Annotated in this window: 21 protein-coding genes and 1 tRNA gene; 9 read left to right on the top strand and 13 right to left on the bottom strand. The window is 66.5% G+C overall.

Annotated elements, in window-relative coordinates; genetic code table 11:
* Nucleotides 1-34 precede the first annotated feature (34 nt).
* From hspQ to BMZ21_RS01390, 8 genes are all read right to left on the bottom strand, one after another.
* Nucleotides 35-364 (bottom strand): heat shock protein HspQ, encoded by a 330-nt coding sequence (hspQ, locus tag BMZ21_RS01425; protein WP_091829030.1) that lies wholly within the window; start codon nt 362-364, stop codon nt 35-37.
* 116 nt (nt 365-480) lie between these two features.
* Nucleotides 481-1,530 (bottom strand): HpcH/HpaI aldolase/citrate lyase family protein, encoded by a 1,050-nt coding sequence (locus BMZ21_RS01420; RefSeq protein WP_091830468.1) that lies wholly within the window; start codon nt 1,528-1,530, stop codon nt 481-483.
* Nucleotides 1,531-1,656: 126 nt separating this feature from the next.
* Nucleotides 1,657-2,769, bottom strand: a complete 1,113-nt coding sequence (locus BMZ21_RS01415; protein ID WP_143079624.1) for a DUF2865 domain-containing protein — start codon at nt 2,767-2,769, stop codon at nt 1,657-1,659.
* A 180-nt stretch (nt 2,770-2,949) separates the two neighbouring features.
* Nucleotides 2,950-6,096, bottom strand: coding sequence for an efflux RND transporter permease subunit (locus BMZ21_RS01410; RefSeq protein ID WP_091829026.1), 3,147 nt, complete (start codon nt 6,094-6,096; stop codon nt 2,950-2,952).
* Nucleotides 6,096-7,364, bottom strand: a complete 1,269-nt coding sequence (locus tag BMZ21_RS01405; RefSeq protein ID WP_158673318.1) for an efflux RND transporter periplasmic adaptor subunit — start codon at nt 7,362-7,364, stop codon at nt 6,096-6,098. The genes BMZ21_RS01410 and BMZ21_RS01405 overlap by 1 nt, the downstream gene beginning before the upstream one ends.
* Before the next feature lie 215 nt (nt 7,365-7,579).
* Complete coding sequence (locus BMZ21_RS01400) at nt 7,580-7,990, bottom strand: MAPEG family protein (RefSeq protein ID WP_091829020.1); 411 nt, start codon at nt 7,988-7,990, stop codon at nt 7,580-7,582.
* A 102-nt stretch (nt 7,991-8,092) separates the two neighbouring features.
* Nucleotides 8,093-9,586, bottom strand: coding sequence for an IMP dehydrogenase (gene guaB, locus BMZ21_RS01395; protein ID WP_091829017.1), 1,494 nt, complete (start codon nt 9,584-9,586; stop codon nt 8,093-8,095).
* Between the two features lie 180 nt (nt 9,587-9,766).
* A complete protein-coding gene (locus tag BMZ21_RS01390) occupies nt 9,767-10,111 on the bottom strand; it encodes a hypothetical protein (RefSeq protein ID WP_091829014.1) in 345 nt (114 codons plus the stop codon).
* A 297-nt stretch (nt 10,112-10,408) separates the two neighbouring features.
* Between BMZ21_RS01390 and BMZ21_RS01385 the strand changes: the two genes are divergently transcribed.
* The 3 genes from BMZ21_RS01385 (at nt 10,409) to BMZ21_RS01375 (ending at nt 13,866) form a co-directional block, all read left to right on the top strand.
* Nucleotides 10,409-11,848, top strand: coding sequence for an MFS transporter (locus BMZ21_RS01385; RefSeq protein ID WP_091829011.1), 1,440 nt, complete (start codon nt 10,409-10,411; stop codon nt 11,846-11,848).
* 46 nt (nt 11,849-11,894) lie between these two features.
* Nucleotides 11,895-13,697, top strand: coding sequence for a single-stranded-DNA-specific exonuclease RecJ (gene recJ / locus BMZ21_RS01380; RefSeq protein WP_091829007.1), 1,803 nt, complete (start codon nt 11,895-11,897; stop codon nt 13,695-13,697).
* Nucleotides 13,698-13,791: 94 nt separating this feature from the next.
* A tRNA-Glu gene (locus tag BMZ21_RS01375) sits at nt 13,792-13,866 on the top strand.
* A 65-nt stretch (nt 13,867-13,931) separates the two neighbouring features.
* On the opposite strand, the gene BMZ21_RS01370 is transcribed toward BMZ21_RS01375, so the two are convergent.
* Complete coding sequence (locus BMZ21_RS01370) at nt 13,932-15,533, bottom strand: hypothetical protein (protein ID WP_143079623.1); 1,602 nt, start codon at nt 15,531-15,533, stop codon at nt 13,932-13,934.
* A gap of 326 nt (nt 15,534-15,859) precedes the next feature.
* Between BMZ21_RS01370 and BMZ21_RS01365 the strand changes: the two genes are divergently transcribed.
* Together BMZ21_RS01365 and BMZ21_RS01360 are read left to right on the top strand one after the other, a co-directional pair.
* Entirely contained in the window at nt 15,860-16,831 is a 972-nt protein-coding gene (locus BMZ21_RS01365; RefSeq protein ID WP_091829001.1) for an AEC family transporter, read from the top strand.
* Between the two features lie 34 nt (nt 16,832-16,865).
* Nucleotides 16,866-17,969 (top strand): CaiB/BaiF CoA transferase family protein, encoded by a 1,104-nt coding sequence (locus tag BMZ21_RS01360; protein ID WP_091828999.1) that lies wholly within the window; start codon nt 16,866-16,868, stop codon nt 17,967-17,969.
* 3 nt (nt 17,970-17,972) lie between these two features.
* On the opposite strand, the gene BMZ21_RS01355 is transcribed toward BMZ21_RS01360, so the two are convergent.
* Complete coding sequence (locus BMZ21_RS01355) at nt 17,973-19,145, bottom strand: UbiH/UbiF family hydroxylase (protein WP_091828997.1); 1,173 nt, start codon at nt 19,143-19,145, stop codon at nt 17,973-17,975.
* Between the two features lie 182 nt (nt 19,146-19,327).
* Here BMZ21_RS01355 and BMZ21_RS01350 point away from each other — a divergent pair, with 182 nt between their 5' ends.
* From BMZ21_RS01350 to BMZ21_RS01340, 3 genes are all read left to right on the top strand, one after another.
* Nucleotides 19,328-20,299 carry a quinone oxidoreductase family protein gene (locus tag BMZ21_RS01350; RefSeq protein WP_091830466.1) on the top strand — a complete coding sequence of 324 codons (972 nt, stop codon included), beginning with the start codon at nt 19,328-19,330 and terminating at the stop codon, nt 20,297-20,299.
* Between the two features lie 150 nt (nt 20,300-20,449).
* Nucleotides 20,450-21,466, top strand: coding sequence for a hypothetical protein (locus BMZ21_RS01345; RefSeq protein ID WP_091828995.1), 1,017 nt, complete (start codon nt 20,450-20,452; stop codon nt 21,464-21,466).
* Between the two features lie 102 nt (nt 21,467-21,568).
* Entirely contained in the window at nt 21,569-21,781 is a 213-nt protein-coding gene (locus tag BMZ21_RS01340) for a hypothetical protein (protein WP_091828993.1), read from the top strand.
* Here the strand turns inward: BMZ21_RS01340 and rimO are convergent, their stop codons facing one another.
* The 3 genes from rimO to BMZ21_RS01325 all read right to left on the bottom strand — a co-directional run bounded on the left by rimO (nt 21,782) and on the right by BMZ21_RS01325 (nt 24,156).
* Complete coding sequence (gene rimO / locus BMZ21_RS01335) at nt 21,782-23,101, bottom strand: 30S ribosomal protein S12 methylthiotransferase RimO (RefSeq protein ID WP_091828990.1); 1,320 nt, start codon at nt 23,099-23,101, stop codon at nt 21,782-21,784. It lies immediately after the preceding gene.
* Nucleotides 23,102-23,305: 204 nt separating this feature from the next.
* Nucleotides 23,306-23,872, bottom strand: coding sequence for a DUF4865 family protein (locus tag BMZ21_RS01330; protein WP_091828987.1), 567 nt, complete (start codon nt 23,870-23,872; stop codon nt 23,306-23,308).
* The gene (locus BMZ21_RS01325) at nt 23,869-24,156 is read right to left on the bottom strand and encodes a cupin domain-containing protein (RefSeq protein ID WP_342029014.1); all 288 of its coding nucleotides are present in this window, start codon (nt 24,154-24,156) and stop codon (nt 23,869-23,871) included. Before BMZ21_RS01325 ends, BMZ21_RS01330 begins: the two co-directional genes overlap by 4 nt.
* Before the next feature lie 251 nt (nt 24,157-24,407).
* Here BMZ21_RS01325 and BMZ21_RS01320 point away from each other — a divergent pair, with 251 nt between their 5' ends.
* On the top strand, nt 24,408-25,316 hold the full coding sequence (locus BMZ21_RS01320; protein WP_091828982.1) for a LysR substrate-binding domain-containing protein: 909 nt from the start codon (nt 24,408-24,410) through the stop codon (nt 25,314-25,316).
* The last annotated feature ends 11 nt before the right edge of the window (nt 25,317-25,327 follow it).

Here is a 25,327-nt window from a genome sequence, read left to right as displayed (position 1 = left end):
CAGCACGCAGCACGTCTATTGGAAATTCGGCAACTCAGTTCAGCTCGGCCTTGTCGAGTCGATACTTGCCCTTGCGGTCGCGCCGGAAATATTCGCGCGCCTGCGGATGACGGATCGGCTGGCCCGACTCGTCGATCACGAGATTTTGTTCCGAGACATAGGCGACGTACTCGGTTTCCTCGTTCTCGGCGAAGAGGTGATAGAAGGGCTGGTCCTTGGACGGGCGCAGATGCTCCGGGATCGCCAGCCACCATTCGTCCGAGTTCGAGAACACCGGATCGACGTCGAAGATCACGCCGCGGAACGGATAGACGCGATGGCGTACAACGTCGCCGATGCGGAATTTCGCCGTGCGTGATTCCATGATCCTCGTTCAGCCCCAGGCCGGCCCGTCACAGCCGGTGTCGCCGTAACCCTGCGCTTGACGTAGGATTACGTCGCAAATGCGTCAATATCCGTCGATGTCGCGGCAGCGCTCTTTCAGAAGCCGTAGCGCGCCGCCAGCGCCGGATCGCGGGCCGCAACCTGCCGCGCCAGGTCGACAATGACCTTGGCCTGCTTCCAGGTCGCGTCGTCCTGCATCTTGCCGTCGATCATCACCGCGCCTGAGCCGTCCGGCATTGCTTCCAGGATGCGTCTGGCGAAGGAAACCTCGTCCGGATCGGGGCTGAAGACGCGCTTGGCGATCTCGATCTGCGAGGGATGCAGCGTCCAGGCGCCGGCGCAGCCGAGCAGGAAGGCGTTGCGGAACTGCGCCTCGCAGGCGGCTCCGTCCGAGAAGTCGCCGAACGGGCCGTAGAAGGGCTTCAGGCCGGCCGAGGCGCAGGCGTCGACCATCTTCGCGAGGGTGTAATGCCAAAGATCCTGCTGCGCCACGGCGCGCGGGCCGCCATCGGGCGTGGGGTCGGCGATGACCTTGTATTCGGGATGGCCGCCGCCGACGCGCGTCGTCTTCATGGCGCGCGAGGCCGCGAGGTCCGCCGGGCCCAGGCTCATGCCATGCATGCGCGGGGAGGCGGTGGCGATCGCATCGAGGTTCTTCACGCCCTCGGCCGTCTCAAGAATGGCGTGGATCAGGATCGGTTTGGGCAGGGCATGGCGCGCCTCGTACTGCGCCAGCAGCTGGTCGACATAATGGATGTCCCAGGGGCCCTCGACCTTCGGCACCATGACGACGTCGAGCTTGCCGCCGATCTCAGCCATGATCGCGGCGATGTCGTCGAGAAACCAGGGCGAGTTCAGCGCATTGACGCGGGTCCACAGGCCGGTCGCGCCAAAATCGGTCGCTTTGGCAAGCTCGATGAACCCGTCGCGCGCCGCCTGCTTCGCCTCGACCGGAATCGCATCCTCGAGGTTGCCGAGCACGATGTCGACCTGGCCGGCGAGCTCGGGAACCTTGGCGCGGACCTTCTCGAGGTGCGGCGGCACGAAATGGATCATCCGCTCCAGCCGCAGCGGCAGCTCGCGATAGGGCTCAGGCGCGCCGATCGCCAGCGGGCGGAAGAACTGGCGCGGCGTCTTGGTCGTCATGCATCGGCTCCATGCTGCGATGCAGCGAATGTGCCGGAAGGTCGCCGCGCCGTCCATCGGTCTTTCGGCAGGATTTGGGTGAATTATCCTAGGGCGGGAATCCTAGGATAATAAACTTAAGACCGCTCAGTTGCGCGAAAACGGCGTCTGCAGCACGACGCGCGCCGGATTCGCAATCGGATCGCGGGGGGTGAGCACGCCACGCAGACCGAGCGTATCGGCGTCGCTGGCATAGCTGTCATCGTGCAGGCTGGCCTCGCGCACCCGCATCTGCCGGCGCAAGGCGCGGACCTGCGCTTCCCGATGCGAGACGCCGACCTTCTCGTCGATCTGGCGACGGTCGCTGGCCGTCAGGTCGGGCGCGCCGCGGAAATCGCGGAAATCGGCGGTGTTGTAGGGCCATTTGCCGCCGGTGAAGGTCCGCACCCGTCCGTCGAGCACGATGCTGTCGCCCGGACGCAAGGTGAAGTCGCGCAGCAGCGAGACGCGGCGATCCTTCGCCGTTGCGATGGCAGGCCGGCAGGCTGGATCGGCGCCGCGCTCATAGGCATAGGCCATCGGCAGCTGGCGATAGGTCTTGCCGTCGTTCGCCACGGCGTCGTCGATCGTCGCGGCGCCGGCCGCGACCTTGAAGACCTTGACCGGCACGCCGGGGTTGGCGGCCTGGCAGAGCGCCTCATGCGCCCTGAGATCGGACTGGCTGCGCAGATGGCCGATCGGCGCCTGGAAGCCGTCGCAGAGGCGCACGCAGATGGTCCGCGTCACATCGGCCGCGCCGGACACGGTGTCGTAGCGGATCGGCGGCAGCTTCGGCTTCTGCTGCACCTGCCTGGTTGCGGCACGGACCGGCTTGAACGGATTGAGCTCGACCGGCGGCGGTGCAAGACGCCCATCCGGGCGTGCCTGCTGGAAGAAGGGCACGGACCAGGTTTGGCGGGCCGGGGCATAAGCCGACACGGGAACGGAGGCGTAGGCGGCCCGAGCCGGCACGCGTTCGGCCCGGCGGGTAGCTTCCTCGCGATAAAAGGCGCGGATTCCGGCGTCGTCCTCGGCCTGGACCAGCGAGACGGTCAGGACCGTGCCACTCGCGCCGAGCGCGAGCCCGACGCCGGCCATGGCGACCATGCGCAAGCCACCGCTGCGGCCACGCGGGACGGAATTCACCTTCGTCGAGGAACTGGAACCGGTCGGCGGGACAGGATCGGAACGCAGGCAATCGACATTACGGACACGAAGCACCGCGATCTCTCCACCGCTCGCTAGTTCATTGTCCGCCGCAGGATTGGCTTAGTTTACTTTTCGTTAAGACTCAACGGCCGCGCAGCAGCCGTCACCGCAAAGCCGGCGTCATCGTTAATGCGCAGATCGCTGGAATAGGGTCTGCCGGTCTGAAGCGACCGGCGGCCGGAGCCGGATGCCTCAATCCGGCCGGCGATGCATCGCCTGCGGGATCGCGACCGGGATCGCGCCCGGCACCGAGGCCGCTTCCTCCCGCTCGCCGCGACCGCGGCCGGAGATGAAGCTGTCGACCTTGTCGAGATAGAAATAGACGACCGGCGTGATGTAGAGCGTCAGCAGCTGCGAGACGACGAGGCCACCGACCACGGCGATGCCGAGCGGCTGGCGCAGTTCCGCTCCGGCGCCATGGCCGAGCGCGATCGGCAGCACGCCGAAGATCGCCGCGAAGCTCGTCATCATGATCGGCCGGAAGCGCACCAGCGCGGCATCACGGATGGCGGTCAGCGCGTCGTCACCCATCTTGCGGCGCTCGATCGCGAAGTCGACCATCATGATCGCGTTCTTCTTGACGATGCCGACCAGCATCAGGATGCCGATGATCGCGATCACCGACAGGTCCATGTGGAAATACTGCAGGGCGAGGAGGGCGCCCAGGCCCGCCGAGGGCAGGCCGGACAGGATCGTGATCGGGTGGATGAAACTCTCGTAGAGAATGCCGAGGATGATGTAGATCACCAGGATCGCCGCGAAGATCAGCAGGCCCTGGCCCTTCAGCGCATCCTGGAAAAGCTGAGCCGAGCCGGCGAAGCTGGTGACGATCGAGGCAGGCAGGTTGATGTCGCGCTCGGCGGCGCGGATCGCGTTGACGGCATCGCCGAGCGAGACGCCGGGCGCGGTATTGAACGAGATCGTCACCGCCGGCTGCTGCGAGATCCGGTTGACCGCGAGCGGCCCGACGCTCGGCTTGATCGTCGCCACCGCCTCGAGCGGCACGTTCTGGCCGTTGGCGGCCTTGAGCATCAGGCGCGACAGCACCGCCGGGTCCTGCTGGTAGGCGCGCTCGGCCTCCATGATCACCTGGTAATCGGTCGCTGGCGTGAAGATCGTCGCGATCTGGCGCGAGCCGAAGGCGTTGCCGAGCGCCTGGCGGATCTGGTCGCTGGAGATGCCCAGGCTGGCGGCGCGCTCGCGATCGATGTCGATCGAGAGCTGCGGGTTGCGCAGTTGCAGGTCGATATTGGCGTCGCGCAGTTGCGGCAGCTGCGACAGGCGCTGCTGCATCAGCGGCGCGTAATTGAAGAGGGCGCCAAGATCAGGCCCCTGCAGCGAATAGAGATACTGCGCCCGCGAGGAACGGCCGGCGTTGAGGTTGATGTTCTGGACCTGCTGGAACACCGCGGTGATGCCCGGCACCTCCGAGACGGCCCGGCGCAGGCGTGCGATCACGACCTCGGCCTTGTCGCGCTGCTCCTTCGGCTTCAGCGCGATGAACATGAAGCCGTTATTGGTGGCGTTGAAGCCGCCGATATTCGAGGTCAGGTAGTCGATCGCGGGATCGGCCTTGACGATCTCGGCGAGACGGATCTGGCGTGCCGCCATCGCCTCGAAGGAGGTGTCCGGCGGGCCTTCGGTCGAGCCGCGCAGCAGGCCGGTATCCTCGGTCGGGAAGAAGCCCTTGGGCACGTCCATATAGAGCTGGACCGAGACATAGACCGTGCCGAGCGTCACCAGCAGCATCAGGAAGCGCGCCCTCAGCACGAGGTCGAGCGTCCAGCGATAGGCGCCGAGCATGTCCTGGAAGCCGGCTTCGAACACGCGCTCGACGATGTTCGGCTTCTTGTGATGGTCGTGCGCCTTGAGGAAGCGGGCGCACAGCATCGGCGTCAACGTCAGCGAGACGAAGCCGGAGACGATGATCGCCGCGGCGATCGTGCCGGCGAATTCGGCGAAGACCTTGCCGACCACGCCGCCCATGAAGAAGACCGGGATGAAGACGGCGACGAGCGAGATGGTGATCGACAGGATGGTGAAGCCGATCTCGCGCGAGCCGTCGAGCGCCGCCTGGAACGGCTTCTTGCCCATTTCGATATGCCGGATGATGTTCTCCAGCATGACGATGGCGTCGTCGACGACGAAGCCGACCGCAAGCGTCAGCGCCAGCAGCGAGATGTTGTCGAGCGAATAGCCCAGCGCAAACATGATCGCGAAGGTGCCGACCAGGGAGATCGGCAGCGCCAGCGTCGGGATCACCGTTGCGGCGAAGCTCTTCAGGAACAGGAAGATCACCATGATGACGAGGGCGATCGCGATCATCAGCGAGACCTCGACGTCCTCGACCGCCTCGCGGATCGGGATCGAACGGTCGTTCAGGACGTGCAGTTCGATCGCTGCGGGCAATTGCGCCCGATAGGCGTCGAGCTTGTCCTTGATGCTGTCGACGACCTGGACGGTGTTGGCGTCCGACTGGCGGTAGACCGCGAGCATGATCGAGCGCTGGCCGTTGTACCAGCTGCCGGTCTGGTCGTTCTCAACGGAATCATAGATCTGCGCGACGTCGTTGAGGCGGATCGGGATGCCATTCTTCTGCGAGATGATCAGGTTGCCATACTCGCCGGCGCGTTCCATCTGGCCGGTGGCGCCGAGCGTCAGGCGCTGGTTGGAGCCATTCAGCGTGCCGACCGGAGAGTTGGAATTGGCGGCGGCGATGGCGGTGCGGACTTCGGCAAGAGAGAGGCCGCGGGCCGAGACGGCGTCGGGATTGACCCGCACCCGCACGGCGTATTTCTGCGCGCCGAAGATGTTGACCTGGGCGACGCCGGGCAATTGCGAGATCTGCTGCTGCAGGATGTTCTCGCCGAATTCATGGACCTCGTAGAGCGGCTTGGTCGCCGAGGTCAGCACCATGAACAATACCGGCTGGTCTGCCGGGTTCACCTTCCTGAAGCTCGGCGGGGCAGGGAGCTCGGGCGGCAGGCGCCGCACCGTCGCACTGAGCGCCGCCTGCACGTCGAGCGCGGCGCCGTCGATGTTGCGGTTGAGGTCGAACTGAAGCGTGATCGAGGTCGAGCCCTGCTGTGAGACCGACGACATCGAGGTGATGCCGGAGATCGAGGCGAATTCGCGCTCGAGCGGCGCCGCGACCGAGGAGGCCATCGTTTCGGGGCTCGCACCCGGCAGGCGGGCGCTGACATTGATGGTCGGGAAATCGACCCGGGGCAGCGCCGCGACCGGCAGCTGCTTGAAGGCGAACAGCCCGAAGATCAGGAACGTCGCCATCAGGAGGGTCGTCATGACCGGGCGACGGATGCAGAGCTCGGGCAGGTTCATCAGCCGGCGCTCCCCCGCTGGGAGGTGAGATTGGGCGCTGGCGGGCTCTGGCCGCCGCGGCCGCGCTCGATCGTGCGCGCGCCTTCTGTCAGCAGCAGTTGCCCGTCGATCGCCACGGTCTCGTCGCCGGTCAGGCCCGAGGCGATGACGGCGCGGTCATCGACATTACGTGCGACGACGATCGGCCGGGCGCGGGCGACATTGTTCTCGATCACGAAGACATAGGAGCCGTTCTGCCCGGTCTGGACGGCCTCACGCGGCACGGTGACGGCATCGGGCTCGGTCCGCAGCGTCAGCCTGACCTGGCCGAGCGCGCCCGGCCAGAGCGTCTCGGCGGGATTGTCGAAGCTGGCGCGGATCTGGATCGTGCCGGTCGTCGCATCGACCGCATTGTCGATCACCGCGATCGTACCCTCGATGGTCCTGCCGACGCCCTGCTGGCTCGCCTGGACGACCGCCGTCTTCGCCTGCATCGCCTCGCGGATCTCCGGCAGATAGCGCTGCGCCACGGCGAAGCTGACATAGATCGGGTCGATCTGGTTGATCGTCGCGAGCATCGCCGAGCTGTCGCCGCTCTTGGCGATATTGCCTTCCTTGAGGGCGGCGACTCCGACGCGGCCCGAAACCGGCGCGCTGATCGTGTAATAGCTGAGCTGGACGCGCAGACTGTCGACAGCCGCCTCGCCGCCGCGGATGGCGGCGCGCAGCGTGCTCACGGCCGTGCGGGCGGTATCGAGCCGTGCGTCGGTGGCGATCTCGCGCCGCGAGAGCTCCTCGGCCCGGCGCAGATCGGATTCGGCCGCAATCAGCGAGGCCTTGTCGCGCGCAACATTCGCCTCGGCCTGACGGAGCTGCGCCTCGAGCTGGCGTGAATCCAGCCGGAACAGCACGTCTCCCTTGTTGACCATGGCGCCGTCGCGGAATTCGACCGCCATGATCTGGCTGTCGACGCGCGAGCGGATGTTGACGGTCGAGATCGCCTGGACGGTGCCGATCGCATCGATCCGCACCGGCATCGGCCGGCGCTCGACTTTTGCGGTGACGATCGTCACCGGCGGCCGGTTGGCCTGGCCCGAGCGGTTGTTGCCGCCCGCTGCGGGGGCTGATGCCGTGGCGGCGGGCTTGGCTGGGCCGGGGATCACCTTGCCGTAAGGAACCTGATCGAGCGGCCAGGGAACGGGGCGCCCGGTGTAATGAAGAAACGCGCCCGCGGCGAGCACGCCCGCGGCCGAGAACAGAGCCACACGCCCGAAAGTCAGCACTGCCATAGAAAGCCTTGCGCCACGGGAACGCCGTATCCGGCAAATTCGGACGGTCGCTCCCCCCATTGTCCTCACCGCAAGAATTTAGCATGAAGACGGCCCGGTTTCGACGCAAGTGTCTAACACGGTTTATTGAGCGCTGTAGCGACGAGGTGACAGGACGACAATTCGGCCGGTCGAAATCGGCCGCACACGTCTTGCGTGCGACAAGCAAAAGCTGTTCAGAGAACAGCAACCACGATACCAACCCACATGAAGAATAGGCAAGCAATGCCAGCAGCAAAGATGAGTGCACGCTGCTTCAGGCTGTTGGTTCCAGTGTGAACCAATGTATGGACGACACGTGTCGCGACATAAGCCCAGGCTAGCGCTGCCATGACATAGCCGGTCGCGCCGACATGGATCGCAATCAGGATCAGCGCGAAGAACAGGACCGGAGTCTCGAACTGATTACTGAAATTGGCCGCGGCCAGTCGCGCGGAGTCAGGATAACGCTCGGTCGAGACGGCGATATCGGCGAGCCCGATCTCGCGATTGGCGAAGGCCCGCTTGCGGCGCTGGAACATGATGACGAGGACGACGAAGGTCCAGAGAATCTGGGCCAGCGCCGGATAGATAAGCTTGAGCGTCATGTCGTCCTCTTCGCGGAGCGGCAGACCGACAACTGGGTCCACGCTCCGGAAGTATCTGATGCCCGATCGAAAAAGGACAGATCGCCGTGAGGCGATCCGAGATCAGGAGCGCGTCGGATAGTTCGGGCTTTCGCGCACGATCGTCACGTCATGGACATGGCTCTCGCGCAGGCCGGCGCTGGTGATGCGGATGAAGCGGGCCTTGTTGCGATAGTCTTCGAGGTCGCGGCCGCCGACATAGCCCATCGCGGCGCGCAGGCCGCCGGCGAGCTGATGCAGCACACCCGAGACCGGGCCCTTATAGGCGACCTGGCCCTCGATGCCCTCAGGCACCAGCTTCAGCGCATCCTTGATGTCCTGCTGGAAATAGCGGTCGGCCGAGCCGCGCGCCATCGCACCGACCGAGCCCATGCCGCGATACGCCTTGTAGGAGCGCCCCTGGTACAGGAAGGTCTCGCCCGGTGTCTCGTCTGTGCCGGCGAGCAGCGAGCCGACCATGGCGCAGGCAGCACCGGCCGCGAGCGCCTTGGCGAGGTCGCCCGAATACTTGATGCCGCCATCGGCGATGATCGGGATGCCGGCCTTCTGCCCTGCCGAGGCCGCATCCATCACCGCAGTGAGCTGCGGCACGCCGACGCCGGCGACGATACGGGTGGTGCAGATCGAACCGGGGCCGATGCCGACCTTGATCGCGTCGGCGCCGGCATCGATCAGCGCCTGAGCGCCGCCGGCGGTAGCGACGTTGCCGGCGATGACCTGGACGGCATTCGAGAGCTTCTTAACCCGCGTCACCGCCTCCAGCACCTTGGCCGAGTGGCCATGGGCGGTGTCGACAACGATGAGGTCGACGCCGGCATCGATCAGCATCTCGGAGCGCTCGAAGCCGAGGTCGCCGGTCGTCGTCGCCGCCGCGACCAGGAGCCGGCCCCGGCTGTCCTTGGCGGCATTGGGATGCGTGACCTGCTTCTCCATGTCCTTGACGGTGATCAGGCCGATGCAGCGGTAGTGATCGTCGACCACCAGCAGCTTCTCGATGCGGAACTGATGCAGCAGTCGGCGGGCTTCATCCTGCGCGACGCCCTCGCGGACCGTGATGAGGCGGTCCTTGGTCATCAGCTCCGAGACGGGCTGTTCCGGATTGGCGGCAAAGCGCACGTCGCGATTGGTCAGGATGCCGACCAGCTTGCCGTTGTGCCCCTGAGGCCCGCGCTCGACGACCGGGATGCCGGAAATGCCGTTGTTGCGCATCAGCGTCAACGCGTCGGCCAGTGTCTCGTCGGGATGGATCGTGATCGGGTTGGCGATCATCCCGGATTCGAACTTCTTGACGAGGCGGACCTGGTCGGCCTGCTGTTCGGGGTCGAGATTGCGATGCACGACGCCGAGGCCGCCGGCCTGCGCCATGGCGATCGCCATCTTCGCCTCGGTGACCGTATCCATCGCCGAGGCGATGATCGGCAGGTTGAGCGAGATCGTCTTGGTGAGCTTGGTCGAGATGTCGACATCGCCAGGCATCACTTCGGACGGGCCGGGCTCGAGCAGCACGTCGTCGAAGGTGAAACCGTCGCGAATGAGGCCGTCAGTGATCGTCGCCATCGTCAACTCCGGGGCCGGTGCGGCCGGCACTGAAAAGGGGCAGGGCGGATATGCCCTAAGCCGAGTTGACGAGGCCCGATATCACGCGTGTGACCGGCCCGCTAGGGGCGTTGTGACAAAAACTATCTAAGCGGTTCCGGCCGGACGGCCGGACCGCTTAGAGCCCAGATGGGGCTGAGCCTATTGCTGCTGCGCCGGGCGTGTCCGGCCAGCCTGCTGCGCTGCCGGCCCGGCCGCCTTCGGCTCGACGCCGAAACAGCCCATGCCCATCATCATGCCGCCTTTGGCGTTCGCCATCTGCTGGCATTCCTTCTGACGGGCGCAGTTGTAGTTCCGCAGCGCATCGCCCGAACCCGGGGTGACGACGCGCATCGCGCAGCCGTCTTCCCAGCTGGTCGACTGGGCCAAGGCCGGCGCCTGGCCAGCGCTGAAGAACGCGGCGCCGGCCAGCAAAGCGACAGCGGCACCGTGACGCAAAGCGGTCACGGTGAGCGAGCGGACTGCGTGGTAGGTGGAGTTGATCATAGGACACCTCTTGCCCGCGGACCGGCCGCGTCGGCGTAAGCGAAACCATCGCCCCTTCAACCCAAGAGATAGGTATGGTTGAGCCGGATCGCCTTGTCGCAAACGCATAACGGGGCCGCTCTCACGTCCTTGTGACGACGTGAGAGCAGATCGGAAGCCGGCTTTCCTTGAATAGCCACAGTCCCCTCGCCATGCACCGGATGCAACCCTCGTCACCACACCCCTGTCGGCCCTCGCCAGCCGGATAGAGCCGCATTAAAGGGCAGCGGGCGGCGAAAAATCCGAAAGTTCGATACCTTGCAGCGCGCCAAGCTCCTGCCTCTCATCGTCGCCTGCGCGTTGTTCATGGAGAACACCGACTCGACGGTGATCGCGACCTCGCTGCCGGTGATTGCCAAATCGCTCGGCGAGGATCCGATCGCGCTCAAGCTGGCGCTGACCTCCTACCTCGTCAGCCTCGCTGTCTTCATCCCGATCTCCGGCTGGATGGCCGACAAATTCGGCGCCCGTACCATCTTCAGGACGGCGCTCGGCATCTTCATGTTCGGGTCGGTGCTTTGCGCCTTCTCGAACTCGCTCGGTGCCTTCGTCGGCGCGCGCTTCATCCAGGGCATGGGCGGGGCGATGATGGTGCCGGTCGGCCGGCTCGTCATACTGCGCAGCGTCGAGAAGTCCGAACTCGTCAGTGCACTGGCCTATCTAACGGTGCCGGCGCTGGTCGGCCCGGTCGTCGGCCCGGTCGTCGGCGGCTTCATCACCACCTATTTCGACTGGCGCTGGATCTTCTTCATCAACCTGCCGATCGGCCTGCTCGGCATCGCTCTGGCGACAATGTTCTTCGAGGATATCCGCGAGGAGGACGTCGCGCCGCTCGACATCACCGGCTTCCTGTTGTCATCGACGGGCTTCGCCGCGCTGATGCTCGGCCTCGCAACCGGTGGGCGCCATCTCGTGCCTGTCGCCGTCTCCTATGGCTGCGTGGCGTTCGGCATCGTGGCGCTGGTCATCTACTGGTTCCATGCCCGCCGGCTGGCTTATCCGGTGCTCAATCTCTCGCTGCTGCGCATTCCGACCTATCGGATCGGCGTCCTCGGCGGCTCGATATTTCGCGTCGGCATCGGCGCGATCCCCTTCCTGCTGCCTTTGATGCTGCAGCTCGGCTTCGGGCTCGACGCACTGCAATCTGGCCTGATCACCTTCGCTTCGGCCGCCGGCGCCCTCGTGATGAAGACGCTGGCGAAGACGATCCTCGCCCGCTTCGGCTTTCGCGGCGTGTTGACGTTCAACGCGTTGATCGGCTCGGCCTTCCTGGCGGCTTCAGGCCTGTTCACGCCGACGACACCGCACTGGCTCATGCTCGGCGTGCTCTTCGTCGGCGGCTGCTTCCGCTCGCTGCAGTTCACCGGCATCAATGCGCTGAGCTATGCCGACGTCTCGAACCGCGACATGTCGAGCGCGACCAGCTTCTCCAGCGTCGCCCAGCAATTGTCCCTCAGCCTCGGCATCACCGTCGGCGCCTTCGCGCTGGAGGCCGCCAATCTCTACAATGGCGGCAAGGCGCTGGGCGCAGGCGATTTCTGGCCAGCCTTCGCTCTCGTCGGCCTGATCTCGGCCTCATCGGCCTTGTGGATGATCAGGCTGAAGCCCGATGCCGGCGCCGAAGTCTCCGGGCATGCGCCGGTGAGTGCCCGCAAGGTCACGGCGCAGGCGATCGAGGATCAGAAGCCGCTCGAGTGATGCCCTGCCGATTGACGAAGCCGCGCCGCTGCGCCAGCGGTGGCGCATGACCCTCGGCCAGAATCGCCTGTTCCTCGGCGTCGCGCACTCCGCCCTTGGACGCCCCTGGCGCAACCGCCTCGATCCCGCCGGCCTCGCGCTGGCCGAGGCGCTGGCGCAAGTCGAAGGCGTGCCCGACACGCTGGCGCGCGTCCTCGCCGGCCGCGGCGTCGCCTCCAGCGAGGCGCTGCGCCATCTCGAGCCGAAGCTGCGCGACCTGCTGCCGGACCCGTCCGTGCTGCGCGACATGGACCGCGCCGCCCAGCGGCTCGCCCAGGCGGCGATATCCGGCGAGAAAGTCGCGATCTTCGGCGACTACGATGTCGACGGCGCCTGCTCGGCGGCCCTGCTCTCCGGTTTTCTCGCGGAGGCCGGAGCAAAGCCGCGCATCCATATCCCCGATCGGCTGATCGAGGGCTATGGCCCCAATGCCGAGGCGATCACGATGCTGGCCGGCGAGGGCGCGACGCTGCTCGTCACCGTCGACTGCGGCACCACCAGCCACGAGCCCCTGCAGCAGGCGGCACGGCTCGGCCTCGACACCGTCGTGCTCGACCATCACCAGGCGCCCGAACTGCTCCCCGAGGTCCAGGCGCTGGTCAATCCCAACCGGCAGGACGATCTCTCCGGCCTGGGCCATCTCTGTGCCGCCGGCGTCGTCTTCCTGGCGCTCGTCGCGACCAATCGCGAACTGCGTCGGCGCGGCGCCTGGCAGGCGAGGGGCGGTGAGCCCGATCTGCTCGCGGCGCTCGATCTTGTCGGGCTGGCGACGGTCGCCGATGTCGTGCCGCTGATCGGCCTCAACCGAGCCTTCGTGCGCCAGGGCATCGCCGTGATGCGACTGCGCCAGCGGCCCGGCCTCGCGGCGCTGCTCGACATCGCCGGGCTCGATGGCCCCGTGCAGGCCTGGCATCTCGGATTCCTGCTCGGGCCGCGCATCAATGCCGGCGGACGCATCGGCGACGCGGCTCTCGGCGCCCGCTTGCTTCTGACCCGCGACGAGGTCGAGGCGCGCACGATCGCCGCCGAGCTCAACCGGCTCAACCAGGAGCGTCAGGAGATCGAGCGGGCTGCGGTCGAGGAGGCGGTGGCCGAGGTCGAGCACCACTTCGAGGATGCCGCTTCGCATCCGGTGCTGGTCGTCGGTTCGGCCGATTGGCATCCTGGCATCGTCGGACTGATCGCGGGCCGCCTGAAGGAACGGTTCAACCGGCCGGCCTTCGCGCTGGCGCGCAATGCCAATGGCGGCGCGACCGGCTCGGGCCGTTCGATCGCCGGCGTCGATCTCGGCTCGGCCGTGCGCCAGGCGGTCGAGGCCGGCCTTGCGGTCAAGGGCGGTGGCCATGCCATGGCGGCGGGCGTGACGCTGGCGCCAGGACAGGAGGGCGCCTTCGCCAATTTCGTCAGCGAAAGGCTGGCCGGCGGCGTCGCCGGCTCGCGCGAGGCCGAAGCCCTGCTGATCGACGCGGCGATCAGCGCCGGCGGTGCCAATCCGCGCCTGCTCGCCGAGATCGATCGGGCCGGCCCGTTCGGCGCCGGCTGCCCGGAGCCGGTCTTCGTGCTGCCGGCGCACCGCCTGACGGAGGTGATCGAGGTCGGCGCCGGCGGGCATCTGCGCATCAAGCTGCGGGCGGGCGATGGCGCCACCATCGGAGGAATCGCCTTCCGCGCCGCGCGCGAGCCGCTCGGCCAGGCGCTGCTGGCGGCACGCGGCGAGAGCGTGCATCTGGCCGGCACATTGACGCTGAATCGCTGGGGCGGCAGCGAACGGGCCGAGGTGCGCGTGGTGGATCTGGCCCGGCCGCTGTGAGCGAATGCGAAAAACCCTGACAACGGGGTTGCCCAAGCTTCGCCGGGACACTATAGCTCGCCCCGCCTCGCAAGAGCGCTTCGCGCTCAGGCCCGCGGTCTTCGTCTATCGGTTAGGACACCAGCCTTTCACGCTGGGGAGACGGGTTCGACTCCCGTAGACCGCGCCATTCCCGCCAGCGCTATAAGCATCGCAACGCCGCTTGGCATACGTCCTCTCGGCGCTCCGGGTAGGTTACTTCCTCAGATACATGTCCCAGCAGGGCGACAGCGCGACGAGCTGGCGGCCCTCCAGAGCCTGCGCGAACTGCTTCCAGATCGCCGCCCGCTTGACCTCGTAGGGGCATTTGGGCCGCATGATCGCGTCGATGTCGCGCAGGGCCTCCAGCATCTCGCGCGTGACCTTCGGATTGGTGCGCTCGGTATCGATGCCGAGCGCAACGTGCTGCGGCGCGGCGCGACCGAGCAGATGGTTGAACGGGCTGACGAAATCGAGTGCGAAGAAGCCGTTCAGCTGGCGACGATTCGCCGCCTCCCAGCGCTTGATCGCATCGAGCCCCTGCTGCACTTCGAGCAGCCAGGTCGCCTGATGATCGATCTCCGAGAACAAGGTCGCCGACGGCAGCAGGCCCTGGCGGGCGAGGTCCTCATAGGCCTCCTTGTATTTCGGATAGTGCTCGATCTGGGCGATCGCCCGCTGTGCGAGTTCAGGCTTGAGGCTGACGCGGCCGAGCGGTCCGACATCCGGCACCGCCAGCGCCTGGTAGCGCGGCGCAGCGATCAGCGCCCGCGCGCCCCGCTCCAGGAAAATCACGGCGCTCGGCAGCGACACCGCCATGACGAGCACCAGCACCCATGGGCGCAACGGGTCGCCGGACCTGTGAGAATGGTCCTTGAGGATCAGGATCAACACCGGCCAGAGCCCGATGAACTCGAGCGATCCGCTGTTCTGCGTCTCGCCTAGGACGAGGGCGAAGAGGCTTGCGCTGAGCCAGCCCAGCGGCGAGATCAGCAGGCTTGCCGGCGACAGCCTGTCTCTTCGCGCCATGTAGGCAAGGACGCCGATCAGCGCCAGGCAGGGCGCTATCACATTGAACTTGATCGAGCCCAGCGTCAGGAAACGCCGCAGGAACGAGGCGGAGTTGAGCAGGGCGAGGTCGATGATGTCCTCGACATAGGCATAGACCACGCCCGTCGCGAGCTCGATCGCGCCCAGGCACGCTATGACCGCGCCGGCGGCGATCGACGCATCGCGAAAGCGCATGCGCCCGGCCAGGACCGCATAGCCGACGAGGGCGGCGCCCGATACCGGGCCCGTGACCTTGACCAGGAACAGCGCGACCATCAGCACCGCGACGAGCGTCGTCAGCAGGATCCGACTCTCGACGAAGAGGAGTGCCGCCAGCAGCAGATAGAGCAGCAGGGCGACATGGCGGTTGTAGTACCCGAAGCCATCGAAGCCGGGCGACGGGTAGAGGCTGTGAAGATTGATCGGAAGCGAGGTCAGGAACAGGAACGGAATGACGATCGCCAGCGCCAGCTTGCGCGAGCGCGCGTCGATGTCCCAGGCGATCAGCGCGGCGATCGGCAGCGAGATCGGCACGATCGCCCAGTTGGCGAGCAGGGCCGGCTGGGCCTGCGGGAACAGCGCCTTGATCCCCGCGGTGAGATAGAAGCCGAGCGGACCGATCGAGGTGAAGAAGTCGATATTGGGGATTTGGCCCTGCCGGATGCGCTGGGCCGCGTCGAGATAGATGTCGGTATCCCAGTAGTTCGGCCCCAGCGGCAGGCGGATCGGCAGTGCGAGCCCCAGGATCACCATCACCAGGAATGCCACGATCCAGAAAACCGGAGACGTGATCGAAGATCGCCAGAGAGCCCCGGACACCGAGCTACCTGCTGCCGCTTGAGAGCTGCTCATCATCGCCTTTTCCATGAGCCATTCGGGGAACATGGCAGAAATGTGTTACCCGATCGCTTCCAGCTTTGTCGAAAGCTGCAATTTTTAGTTGCATGAAACGAGGGGGCGGAACTCGGGCAGCGGGCTCACCGCAACGGCATTTCGCGACCGGCGCAGGGATGTGCGCCCCTGCGGGTTCTCAGGCGCCGGCGCCCATCCTATAAGGCGGCGCAGCCGCCATCGTCGGCGCTCGAGAGTGCCGCATGGCCGACATCGCCAGCCTGTTCAATCTGGTCGCACCCTTCTTCGGGTTGATCCTGCTCGGCTTCCTGATCGGCCGCTACAAGCGCCTGCCGGGCGAGGGGCTCGCCTGGATGCAGTTCTTCCTGATCTATGTCGCGCTGCCTTGCCTGTTCTACCGGCTGATCGCCGACAAGCCCCTGAGCGATTTGACCAACTGGCGTTTCGTCGCGGTGACGACGCTCGCGACCTTCTGCGCCTTCGTGCTCTCCTTCGCGCTTGGCTGGCGCCATACCCATGGCGACATGCCGCAGGCGGTGATGCAGGGCGTCGCCGGCTCCTATTCCAATATCGGCTATATGGGCCCGCCGCTGATCCTGGCGGCGCTAGGGCCCGTCGCCAGCGCCCCGGTCGTCCTGATCTTCGTTTTCGACAACCTGCTGCTGTTCTCGCTAATTCCGTTCCTGATGGCCCTGGCCGGCGTCGAGAAGCGCAGCTTCGGCGCGACGGCGGGCGAGGTGATCCGGCGGGTCGTGACCCATCCTTTCAACGTCGCCACCGTCGCCGGCGTGCTCGCGGCCTTTCTCAAGCTCGAATTGCCGACCGCGATCGACAAGATGACGCTCTGGCTCTCGCAGGCCGCGGCCCCCTGCGCGCTCTTCCTGCTCGGCGTGACCGTTGCATTGCAGCCGATCCGGCAGATGCCGAGCGAGCTGCCCTGGCTCGTCGCCATCAAGCTGCTGCTGCATCCGCTTCTGGTCTGGCTGCTGCTATCCGGCCTTGGCGACTTCTCGGCACCCTGGGTTTATGCCGCCGCGATCATGGCGGCGCTGCCGCCGGCACTGAACATCTTCGTGATCTCGACGCAGTACCGCGTCGGCATCGAGCGTGCCTCGGCCTGCATCCTTGTCGGAACCATCGTCTCGACGGTGACGCTGACGGGCTTCCTGTGGCTGGTGAAGACGGGCAGGATGCCGGCAGATTTGTTCCACTGACGGCCTGCAACGGCCTGTCTTCCCGGACCCAGCGATGCAGCCACTCTCTGACCTCCTCGTCCTCGACTTCTCGACCCTGCTGCCCGGACCGCTAGCGAGTCTCTTCCTCGCCGAAGCGGGCGCGCGCGTGATCCGGATCGAGCGGCCGGATGGCGAGGACATGCGCCGCTTTCCGCCGCAATTCGGCGAGACCTCCGCTCCCTTCGCCGCGCTGAACCGCGGCAAGCGGAGCCTCGCCATCGATCTCAAGGCGCCCGATGCGCTGGAGCGGCTGACACCGCTGATCAGGCAAGCTGACATCGTGATCGAGCAGTTCCGGCCGGGCGTCATGTCCCGGCTCGGCTTCGGCTACGAGGCTCTGAAGGCGCTCAATCCGCGGCTGGTCTACTGCTCGATCAGCGGCTACGGCCAGGACGGCCCACGCGCCGCCGAGGCTGGCCACGACATCAACTACCAGGCGATCGGCGGGCTGCTCGGCCAGTCGCTCGCGCCGGGCCGCGAGGCACCACTGCCGCCGACCCTGGTCGCCGACATTGCCGGCGGCGCCATGCCGGCGGTGATCAACATCCTGCTGGCCTTGCGCGAGCGCGACCGCTCCGGCCAAGGCTGCCATCTCGACATCGCCATGACCGACGCGATGCTCACCTTCTCATGGTACGCGCTGGCACAGGGGCAGGCCTCGGGCCGCTATCCCAATGGCGGGGAGGGGCTGCTGACCGGCGCCAGCCCGCGCTATGGCCTTTATGCGACCGCCGATGGCTGGTTCCTCGCCGTCGGTGCGCTTGAGGAGAAGTTCTGGACGAGTTTTTGCGAGGGCATCGGGCTCGCCAAAGAGCTCCGCGACGACCGGCATGATCCCGCAGCTACGCGAGCCGCGATCACCAAGATCATCGCCGGTCAACCGGCCACTCATTGGCGGGCGACGATCGAGCCGCTCGACTGCTGCTGCACCGTGGTGCGCACGCTCGACGAGGCGCTGGCCGATCCGCAGCTGACCGCGCGCGGCCTGCTCGACCGGCAGGTCGAGGAGCCCGGTGGAAAGCGCATGGTGTCGACGCCATTGCCACTCGCGCCGGTCTTCCGCGACGCCGCGCCGGCGCTGCGGCCAAGCCCGCCGGTCGGCGACTACGAGGTTTGAGGTTCAGCCCGCCGCAGTGCCGCCGGCCAGCCCCTGGCGCATGACCAGGCGGCGCAAGGGCGCGATGCGCGACAGCGCCAGCAGCCCGGCGCCACGCATCAGGTCGGCCGGCAGCAGGTCGGTCAGCAGGGTCCGGTTGAGCGCATCGACAGCGCCGGTGCGCAGGCGCACATCGGCCTGGCGCGAGCGATCATAGGCTGACAGCGCCGCAAGCTCGCCGGGATCGTCAGCGCCGGCGACGGCATCGCGCAGGGCCGCGACGTCGCGCAGGCCGAGATTGAGCCCCTGCGCCCCGATCGGCGGGAAGACATGCGCGGCTTCGCCGATCAGCGCCATGCGCCCACCCGCGAACCGATCGACCGACAGGCCGCCCATCGGCACGCGCCCGCGCGGGCCTGCAACCGTGAGCGCGCCGAGGATCGAATGGGTCCGGCGTTCGACCGCCTGGGCGAACGCAGAATCATCGAGCCCGGCGATCCGCTCGGCCTCAGTCGGTTCGACCAGCCAGACCAGCGAGGAGCGCCGGCCGGGCATCGGCACCAGCGTGCAGGGCCCCGAGCGGGTGTGGAATTCGGTCGATGCGTCCCGATGCTCGCGGCGATGGCTCAGGATCGCCGTCAGCGCCACCTGCGGATAGCTCCAGTCGCGCGTCGTGATGCCGGCAGCCTCACGGACCCGCGACTTGCGGCCATCGGCGCCGACGACGAGGCGGACCGCGACAGGCTTGAAGCCGTCACCCGCCAGACGGACGCTGTCGGCGCCCGCGGTGATCTGCGTCACTGCCTGCGGGATCATGCGGATGCGTGGCTCGGCGGCCGCCTTCGCGGCCATCGCCTCGACCAGCGCGGCGTTCTCGATGTTCCAGCCGAAGGCCGGCAGCCCGAGCTCGGCCGCCTTGAACTCGACCGGCGGCTGCCGAAACAGGCTGCCGGTGTCATCGACCATACGCATGACCGCAAGCGGCGCCGCGACTGTGTCCAGCGTTTCCGTCAGGCCAAGTGCTTCGAGCAATCGCCACGAGCCGTCGAGCAAAGCGACCGTGCGGCCATCGCGCGGCGCGCTGGCCTGCCCGAACAGCGCGACCTGCCGCCCGGCGGCGGCGAGCGCGAGCGCCGCCGCGAGCCCGACCGCGCCTGCCCCGACGATCGCGATGTCGCAATTCTGCTGGTCCGTCATGGCCTTTCGGTAACCGATGCCGGCGCCGCTGGCGAGCGCACGCTTGCCGCAGGACAGCGCCGTCTATGCAAATTCGCCAGCACGCCCGGCGTCGAATGCCGGTCGCGAATGCGGCGCGGCCGTTGCGCCCAGGCAGGGCAAGTCCCTATCGTCGGCGCCATCGACAGGAGGAGATGATCGCCATGGCGAAAGCAATCCGCGTACACAAGACCGGTGGCCCCGAGGTTCTGCAGCTGGAGGAGATCAGCCCGCCGGCCCCTGGGCCGGGCGAAATCCTGATCCGCAACCGCGCCATCGGCCTCAACTTCATCGACACCTATTTCCGCACCGGCCTCTATCCGGCGCCGCTGCCGTTCACGCTCGGCAATGAATCGGCCGGCGACGTGCTCGCGGTCGGCCCCGGCGTGACCGAGTTCAAGCCCGGCGACCGCATCGCCGTCGTCGCCGCCCATGGCGCCTATGCCGAGGAGCGCATCGTTCCGGCCTCGGCCGTCGTCGCTTTGCCCGACAACGTCTCTTACGAGGCCGCCGCCAGCATGCTGCTGAAGGGGCTGACTGCCGAATACCTGCTCCATCGCACCTATCCGGTGAAAGCCGGCGACACGATCCTGGTCCATGCCGCGGCCGGCGGCACCGGCTCGATCCTGTGCCAATGGGGCAAGGCGCTCGGCGCGACCGTGATCGGCACGGTCGGCAGCAAGGAGAAGGCCGAACTCGCCAAGGCGAACAAGGCCGACCATGTCATCCTCTACCGCAACGAGGACGTTCCGGCGCGGGTCAAGGAGATCACCGGCGGCAAGCTCTGCAACGTCGTCTATGACGGCGTCGGCAAGGACACTTTCATGGGCTCGCTCGACTCGCTGAGGCCCTTCGGCCTGCTGGCGAGCTTCGGCAACGCCTCGGGCGCGGTCGAGGCCTTCAATCTCGGTATCCTCGCCGCGAAGGGCTCGCTCTACGTCACCCGCCCGACGATGAACACGCACACCGCCAACCGTGAGACGCTGGTCGCGATGGCGAAGAACCTGTTCGAGGCCGTCGGCTCCGGCAAGGTCGCCGTCGCGATCAACGCCCGCTTCGCGCTAAAGGACGCCGCAGACGCCCACCGCGCGCTGGAAGGGCGCGGCACGACCGGCTCGACGGTGATCGTGCCGTAGCGGCGGCGCAATTTCCGCCTGAATCAAAGGTTAGGTGAATTGCGGTCCGGCCGGGTGGCCGGACCGTTTCCGTTTCAGGTATGCCGCTTGCGCATTCACAGGGTCATCGTTTCGTCGAGCCTCGTTCTGGCTCTCGCAGTTGGCGGAGCCGTGATCGCTCCGCCGGCTTTGCAGGGCTGGCGCCTCCAGCAGGCGCAGGACGATCCCACCGAGCTGTCGCGGCTGCGCCTCCCCGGCGTCGCGACGCAGGATCGCATCGCCCGTGAGATCGACCTGGCGGTGACAGCCGGCGATCTTTCCCTCGCCGAGAGTTTCCTCGCGCTGGCGGCCGAGCGCGGGACTGCCGTCGCGCCCGATCGCATTGCGCGAATCGAGGCCTTGAAGGCAAACGCACTGGCCCGAGCCGTCTCCGACTTCGGCTACGGCTTCGTCGCGGGTGACCGCGAGAGCGAGGCCGCCTTCGCCGGTGCGCTGGTCGGCGATATCAGCGGCTTCGGCGATCTGCGCGATCTCGCCCGCGAAGGCAGCAGGCTGGCGGCTGGCGAGACGATCGACGAGACAGTGTTGGTGCTCGCCGCTGTCGGCCTGGCGATCAGCGCAGCAACCTGGGTCAGTCTCGGAGGTGGCCTTCCGGCCCGGGGCGGCGTCAGTGCCGTCAAGGCGGCGAGCAAGGCAAAGCTGCTTTCCCCCGTGCTGACCGCGAATCTCGGCCGCATGGCCGCCGGCGCCATCGACCGGCCGGCCCTGTCGGCGAGCTTAGGCGCTGCCGCAAGGCTGGATCTCGCGGCCGCCAAAGCCACCGCCGGCGGCATCGTCCGGCCAGCGGCTTTGGCGCGCTTCACCGCGCTCGGCCAGGACGCCGGCTCGCTCTACGCCCGCACCGGCCAACGGGGCCTGCGCCAGGTGCTTGCCGTCGCCGAGGACGCAGGGGACATCGGCCGGGCCGCGAAGCTGGCAACGGCGAAGCCGTCGACGGCGCGGGCGGTGCTCAAACTGCTCGGGCGCTCGGCTCTCGTGCTCGGCGCTCTCGGCCTGCAGGCGGCCGGCTTTATGCTGGCTCTGCTCGCCTACGCGCTGGCTATCGCCATGGCGGCGCAACGCTTCGGCTGGTGGCTGGGACGGCTCGGCCGGACGTCACGCGCGAGAGAGTCGGTTTCGAGAGCCTGACGTAAAGGGAGCAGGAAAAACGAAAATCCCGAAACCTGAAAGCGAAACCACGCCTGGAGCCGGCAAAGCGGGACCAACAACAAGATCCCTGGTCCCTACGTCATGTCCCCGCTTCTTCGCCGCGCTGGTTTCGCTCTCTCCTTCGTCATTGTCGCGATGGCGCTCCAGACGCAGCTCTCCGCCCGTCCGACGCTTCAGCTCGCCACCCAGATCAGCGATGCCCAGGTCGTCTTCGAGAAGTCGTCGCGTCCCCGCGTCGGCCGCGTCGCCGAACCGCGCCGCATGCCGCGGACTGTGTCGGCTGCGCTTGCCTGATCAGACCGCCATGCCGTGCAGGTCGTAGGCGTCGGCGCGCTCGATCTTCACGGTGACGATATCGCCCGGCCGCAGCGGCCGCCGGCTCGAGACATAGACATTGCCGTCGATCTCCGGCGCATCCCATTTCGAGCGGCCCTTGGCGACTGTCGGGCCGACCTCATCGATGATCACCGGAATGCGCTTGCCGACACGGCCCTTGACGATGCGGGCCGAGACCTCGGCCTGCGTCTTCATGAAGCGATGCCAGCGCGCCTCCTTCTCGCCCTCGTCGACCAGCGGCAGGCCGAGATCATTGGCGGTCGCGCCCTTGACCGGCTCGTATTTGAAGCAGCCGACCCGCTCCAGCTTCGCTTCCTTCAGCCAGTCGAGCAGAAAGTCGACGTCCTCCTCGGTTTCGCCGGGGAAGCCGACGATGAAGGTCGAGCGGATGGCGAGGTCCGGGCAGATCTCGCGCCATGTCCGGATCCGCTCCAGCGTCTTCTCGTGATGGGCCGGCCGGCGCATCGCCTTCAGCACCGAGGGCGAGGCATGCTGGAACGGAATGTCGAGATAGGGCAGCACGTTGCCCTCCGCCATCAGCGGGATGACCTCGTCGACATGCGGATAGGGGTAGACATAGTGCATCCGCACCCAGACCCCCATCTGCCCGAGCTCGCGCGCCAGCTCGAAGAAGCGGGTGCGGACTTCGCGATCCTTCCACATCGACGGCGCATACTTGATGTCGAGCCCGTAGGCGCTGGTGTCCTGCGAGATCACCAGCAGCTCCTTGACGCCGGCCTTGACCAGCTTCTCGGCCTCGCGGAGCACATCGCCGATCGGCCGCGAGACCAGGTCGCCGCGCAGCTTTGGAATGATGCAGAAGCTGCAGCGGTTGTTGCAACCCTCTGAGATCTTTAGGTAGGCGTAGTGCCGCGGCGTCAGCTTGATGCCCTGGTCAGGCACCAGGTCGATGAAGGGATCGTGCTTGGGCGGCACGGCCTGATGCACGGCCGAGACCACGCTCTCATAGGCCTGCGGGCCGGTGATCGCGAGCAGGTTCGGGAAGGCGTCGCGGATCTGCTCGGGCTCGGCGCCCATGCAGCCGGTGACGATGACCTTGCCGTTCTCGGCCATGGCAGAGCCGATCGCCTCCAGCGATTCCTGCTTGGCGCTGTCAAGGAAGCCGCAGGTGTTGACGATGACGACGTCGGCGCCCGCATGGCTCTTGCTGAGCTCATAGCCCTCCGAGCGCAGCGAGGTGATGATGCGTTCGGAATCGACGAGCGCCTTGGGGCACCCGAGAGAGACGAACGAGATTTTCGGCGCGACGGCGTTCATCGGCGGCAGAACTCAACAAAGGAGCAAGGGAAGGGCGCGGCAAGACCGGCGCGTTGGCGCTTCCTTTGAGCCTTTTTGGACGAATTTGCAACTTGACGTGCCCCGCTGGATTGGCCGCCCGGGGCAAATGGCCGGGCCGCAATCCGTTACGGCCCAAATCGAAAGGTGATGACACGCAGCGGCTTCGCCGGAATTGGCCGCGGCTCAGGCCTGGGGACCCTCTGATACGTGGCCAACGCGGTAGATCTGGTCGGCGACGTCCGAAGGCGACGGGGCGCTTCGCCAAAGTTGAAAACGCTCCAGGCGCCATCCTTTCGGATCAAATCCAACGACGACTGCCAAGGCTCCTTTCGGTGAATCCGATTTGGCCCATCGGATCGACTCGTTTTTCAGTTCCGTCAGATCGCGATAGGGCGAAATGGCCTCGACGTGACGGCTCGCAAAGCGCGCGTCCGCGACGTCGACGGCGACGACGCTATGCCAGATCAGCCATATGTCGACACTTGGCCAGCCGAAGTCCTTTGTCAGTTGAGCGAAGCCGGGGCCGGTCAGGAAGTTGCTGACCCCATCCGGCCTGTCCCAGAGATAGAACGGCGCATAGAGATTCTCCGGGCTCGCGAAATCGATCTCGTCCTTGCGCGCAGACAGATAGGCCTTGAAACGAAGGTGCGGAAAGCCGTCAAGCAACGGCCCCTTGTCGCGAATGCGCCGTTCGATGATCGTCATGTCGTAGTCAGCTGGAAAGACCAGACTGTATTGCATCGCGATCATTGCTCGGCCTCCTCGCTTTCGGCCGTGTCCAGCCAACGAACCGCAGTGCCATCCCTGACGCATTGCACGCTGAGATAGCTGAACGAACTGTCTGATGCGGCGCCATGCCGATGGCGCTCACCCGCGGCGAACCAGACGGTGTCGCCGGCGCGAACACATTCGGCCGCTTCGCCGTGACGCTGCACATGGCCGACACCGCTGACGACGAACAGGAGCTGACCACGCGGATGGCTGTGCCAGTTCGTCATCGTGCCCGGCTCCATGAAGACCCGCATTGCGGTCATGTCGCCTTCTCGGCTGCTCGACAGCAGCATTTGAGCGAGAAATGGCCGATTGGCGATGTCGGGCGGGGCCGCGGTGATATTCGATCCGTCACGCCATACCGTCATCCTGGTCGGAGATTCGGATTCCGTTTCGAACGCAGCGCTCATCGAGTTCTGACTTCCTCTTCATTTGACAACGCCATTCTGGCGATCGACAACTGTGCGGAAAATCGAATAATTCAGGACGAAAGATCCGGTTTTTCAGGACAGTTATGCGGCCTACCAATCTTGATCTCGATGCTTTGCGCAGCTTCGCAGTGGGTTTCGAAACGGGATCCTTTGCCCGGGCCGCCGAGCGGCTGGGCCGCTCGACCTCAGCGGTGAGCGCCCAACTCAAGAAATTGGAGGAGCAGGCGGGCGTTACCCTGCTTCGCAAGTCAGGGCGCGGACTGAGATTGACCGACGCTGGCGAAACCCTCCTTTCCTACGCCCAACGCCTCCTGGACCTCAACGATGAGGCGCTCGGCGCCGTAGGCGGGGCCAATCTCGAAGGCTGGATTCGCCTCGGACTACAGGAGGATTTCGGTGAAACGATCTTGCCTGGCGTCCTGGGACAGTTCGCCCGAGCTCACCCGAAGGTCCGCATCGAGGGCCGGATAGCCCGCAACGGCGAACTGGTCGACAAGATTGCATCCCGGCAGCTTGATATCGCTCTCGCCTGGGATGGAGGAGAACGTCCTGCTCGCGTCGAACGCATAGCAAGCGTGCCGCTCTGCTGGCTCGCCGCCGCGAATGATGCATGGCGTAACGATCGTGGCGAGCCTCTCCCGCTTGCCCTTCTCGAAACGCCCTGCCTTCTACGAGATATCGCTTGCGAACAGCTCGATCGCCAGGGCACAGCTTGGCGAGTGGCGTTTGTCAGCCCCAGTCTCGCAGGCTTGTGGGCGGCGACCGCAGCCGGACTCGGGCTCGCGCTTCGTACGCCGATAGGTCACCCAAAATCGGTGCGGATGCTCGATCCGGCCGAATACGGCTTGCCGACCTTGCCTTCCATCGACCTCGTCCTGCACCGCGTCGATGGGGTTTCCAACGTCGCGACGGACCATCTTGTCGGAATCTTGAAGCAGGCTCTCCGCCAAGCTCTGCCGGGCGACTGGTACGCCACACCACCCCAGCACTGAGCCGCGGGGCG

Origin of the sequence: Allobosea lupini (genome assembly GCF_900109525.1) — a bacterium.
GTDB classification, from domain to species: Bacteria; Pseudomonadota; Alphaproteobacteria; order Rhizobiales; family Beijerinckiaceae; genus Allobosea; species Allobosea lupini.
Note: the sequence above shows the minus strand (reverse complement) of the source record. Positions and strands in the feature narration are given on the sequence as shown.

What these genes read in the sequence shown, in the direction of transcription:
- hspQ (WP_091829030.1), bottom strand. Translation starts at nt 364, where the DNA reads ATGGAATCACGCACGGCGAAATTCCGCATCGGCGACGTTGTACGCCAT.
- BMZ21_RS01420 (WP_091830468.1), bottom strand. Translation starts at nt 1,530, where the DNA reads ATGACGACCAAGACGCCGCGCCAGTTCTTCCGCCCGCTGGCGATCGGC.
- BMZ21_RS01410 (WP_091829026.1), bottom strand. Translation starts at nt 6,096, where the DNA reads ATGAACCTGCCCGAGCTCTGCATCCGTCGCCCGGTCATGACGACCCTC.
- BMZ21_RS01405 (WP_158673318.1), bottom strand. Translation starts at nt 7,364, where the DNA reads ATGGCAGTGCTGACTTTCGGGCGTGTGGCTCTGTTCTCGGCCGCGGGC.
- BMZ21_RS01400 (WP_091829020.1), bottom strand. Translation starts at nt 7,990, where the DNA reads ATGACGCTCAAGCTTATCTATCCGGCGCTGGCCCAGATTCTCTGGACC.
- guaB (WP_091829017.1), bottom strand. Translation starts at nt 9,586, where the DNA reads ATGGCGACGATCACTGACGGCCTCATTCGCGACGGTTTCACCTTCGAC.
- BMZ21_RS01390 (WP_091829014.1), bottom strand. Translation starts at nt 10,111, where the DNA reads ATGATCAACTCCACCTACCACGCAGTCCGCTCGCTCACCGTGACCGCT.
- recJ (WP_091829007.1), top strand. Translation starts at nt 11,895, where the DNA reads ATGACCCTCGGCCAGAATCGCCTGTTCCTCGGCGTCGCGCACTCCGCC.
- BMZ21_RS01365 (WP_091829001.1), top strand. Translation starts at nt 15,860, where the DNA reads ATGGCCGACATCGCCAGCCTGTTCAATCTGGTCGCACCCTTCTTCGGG.
- BMZ21_RS01360 (WP_091828999.1), top strand. Translation starts at nt 16,866, where the DNA reads ATGCAGCCACTCTCTGACCTCCTCGTCCTCGACTTCTCGACCCTGCTG.
- BMZ21_RS01355 (WP_091828997.1), bottom strand. Translation starts at nt 19,145, where the DNA reads ATGACGGACCAGCAGAATTGCGACATCGCGATCGTCGGGGCAGGCGCG.
- BMZ21_RS01350 (WP_091830466.1), top strand. Translation starts at nt 19,328, where the DNA reads ATGGCGAAAGCAATCCGCGTACACAAGACCGGTGGCCCCGAGGTTCTG.
- BMZ21_RS01340 (WP_091828993.1), top strand. Translation starts at nt 21,569, where the DNA reads ATGTCCCCGCTTCTTCGCCGCGCTGGTTTCGCTCTCTCCTTCGTCATT.
- rimO (WP_091828990.1), bottom strand. Translation starts at nt 23,101, where the DNA reads ATGAACGCCGTCGCGCCGAAAATCTCGTTCGTCTCTCTCGGGTGCCCC.
- BMZ21_RS01330 (WP_091828987.1), bottom strand. Translation starts at nt 23,872, where the DNA reads ATGATCGCGATGCAATACAGTCTGGTCTTTCCAGCTGACTACGACATG.
- BMZ21_RS01325 (WP_342029014.1), bottom strand. Translation starts at nt 24,156, where the DNA reads ATGACCGCAATGCGGGTCTTCATGGAGCCGGGCACGATGACGAACTGG.
- BMZ21_RS01320 (WP_091828982.1), top strand. Translation starts at nt 24,408, where the DNA reads ATGCGGCCTACCAATCTTGATCTCGATGCTTTGCGCAGCTTCGCAGTG.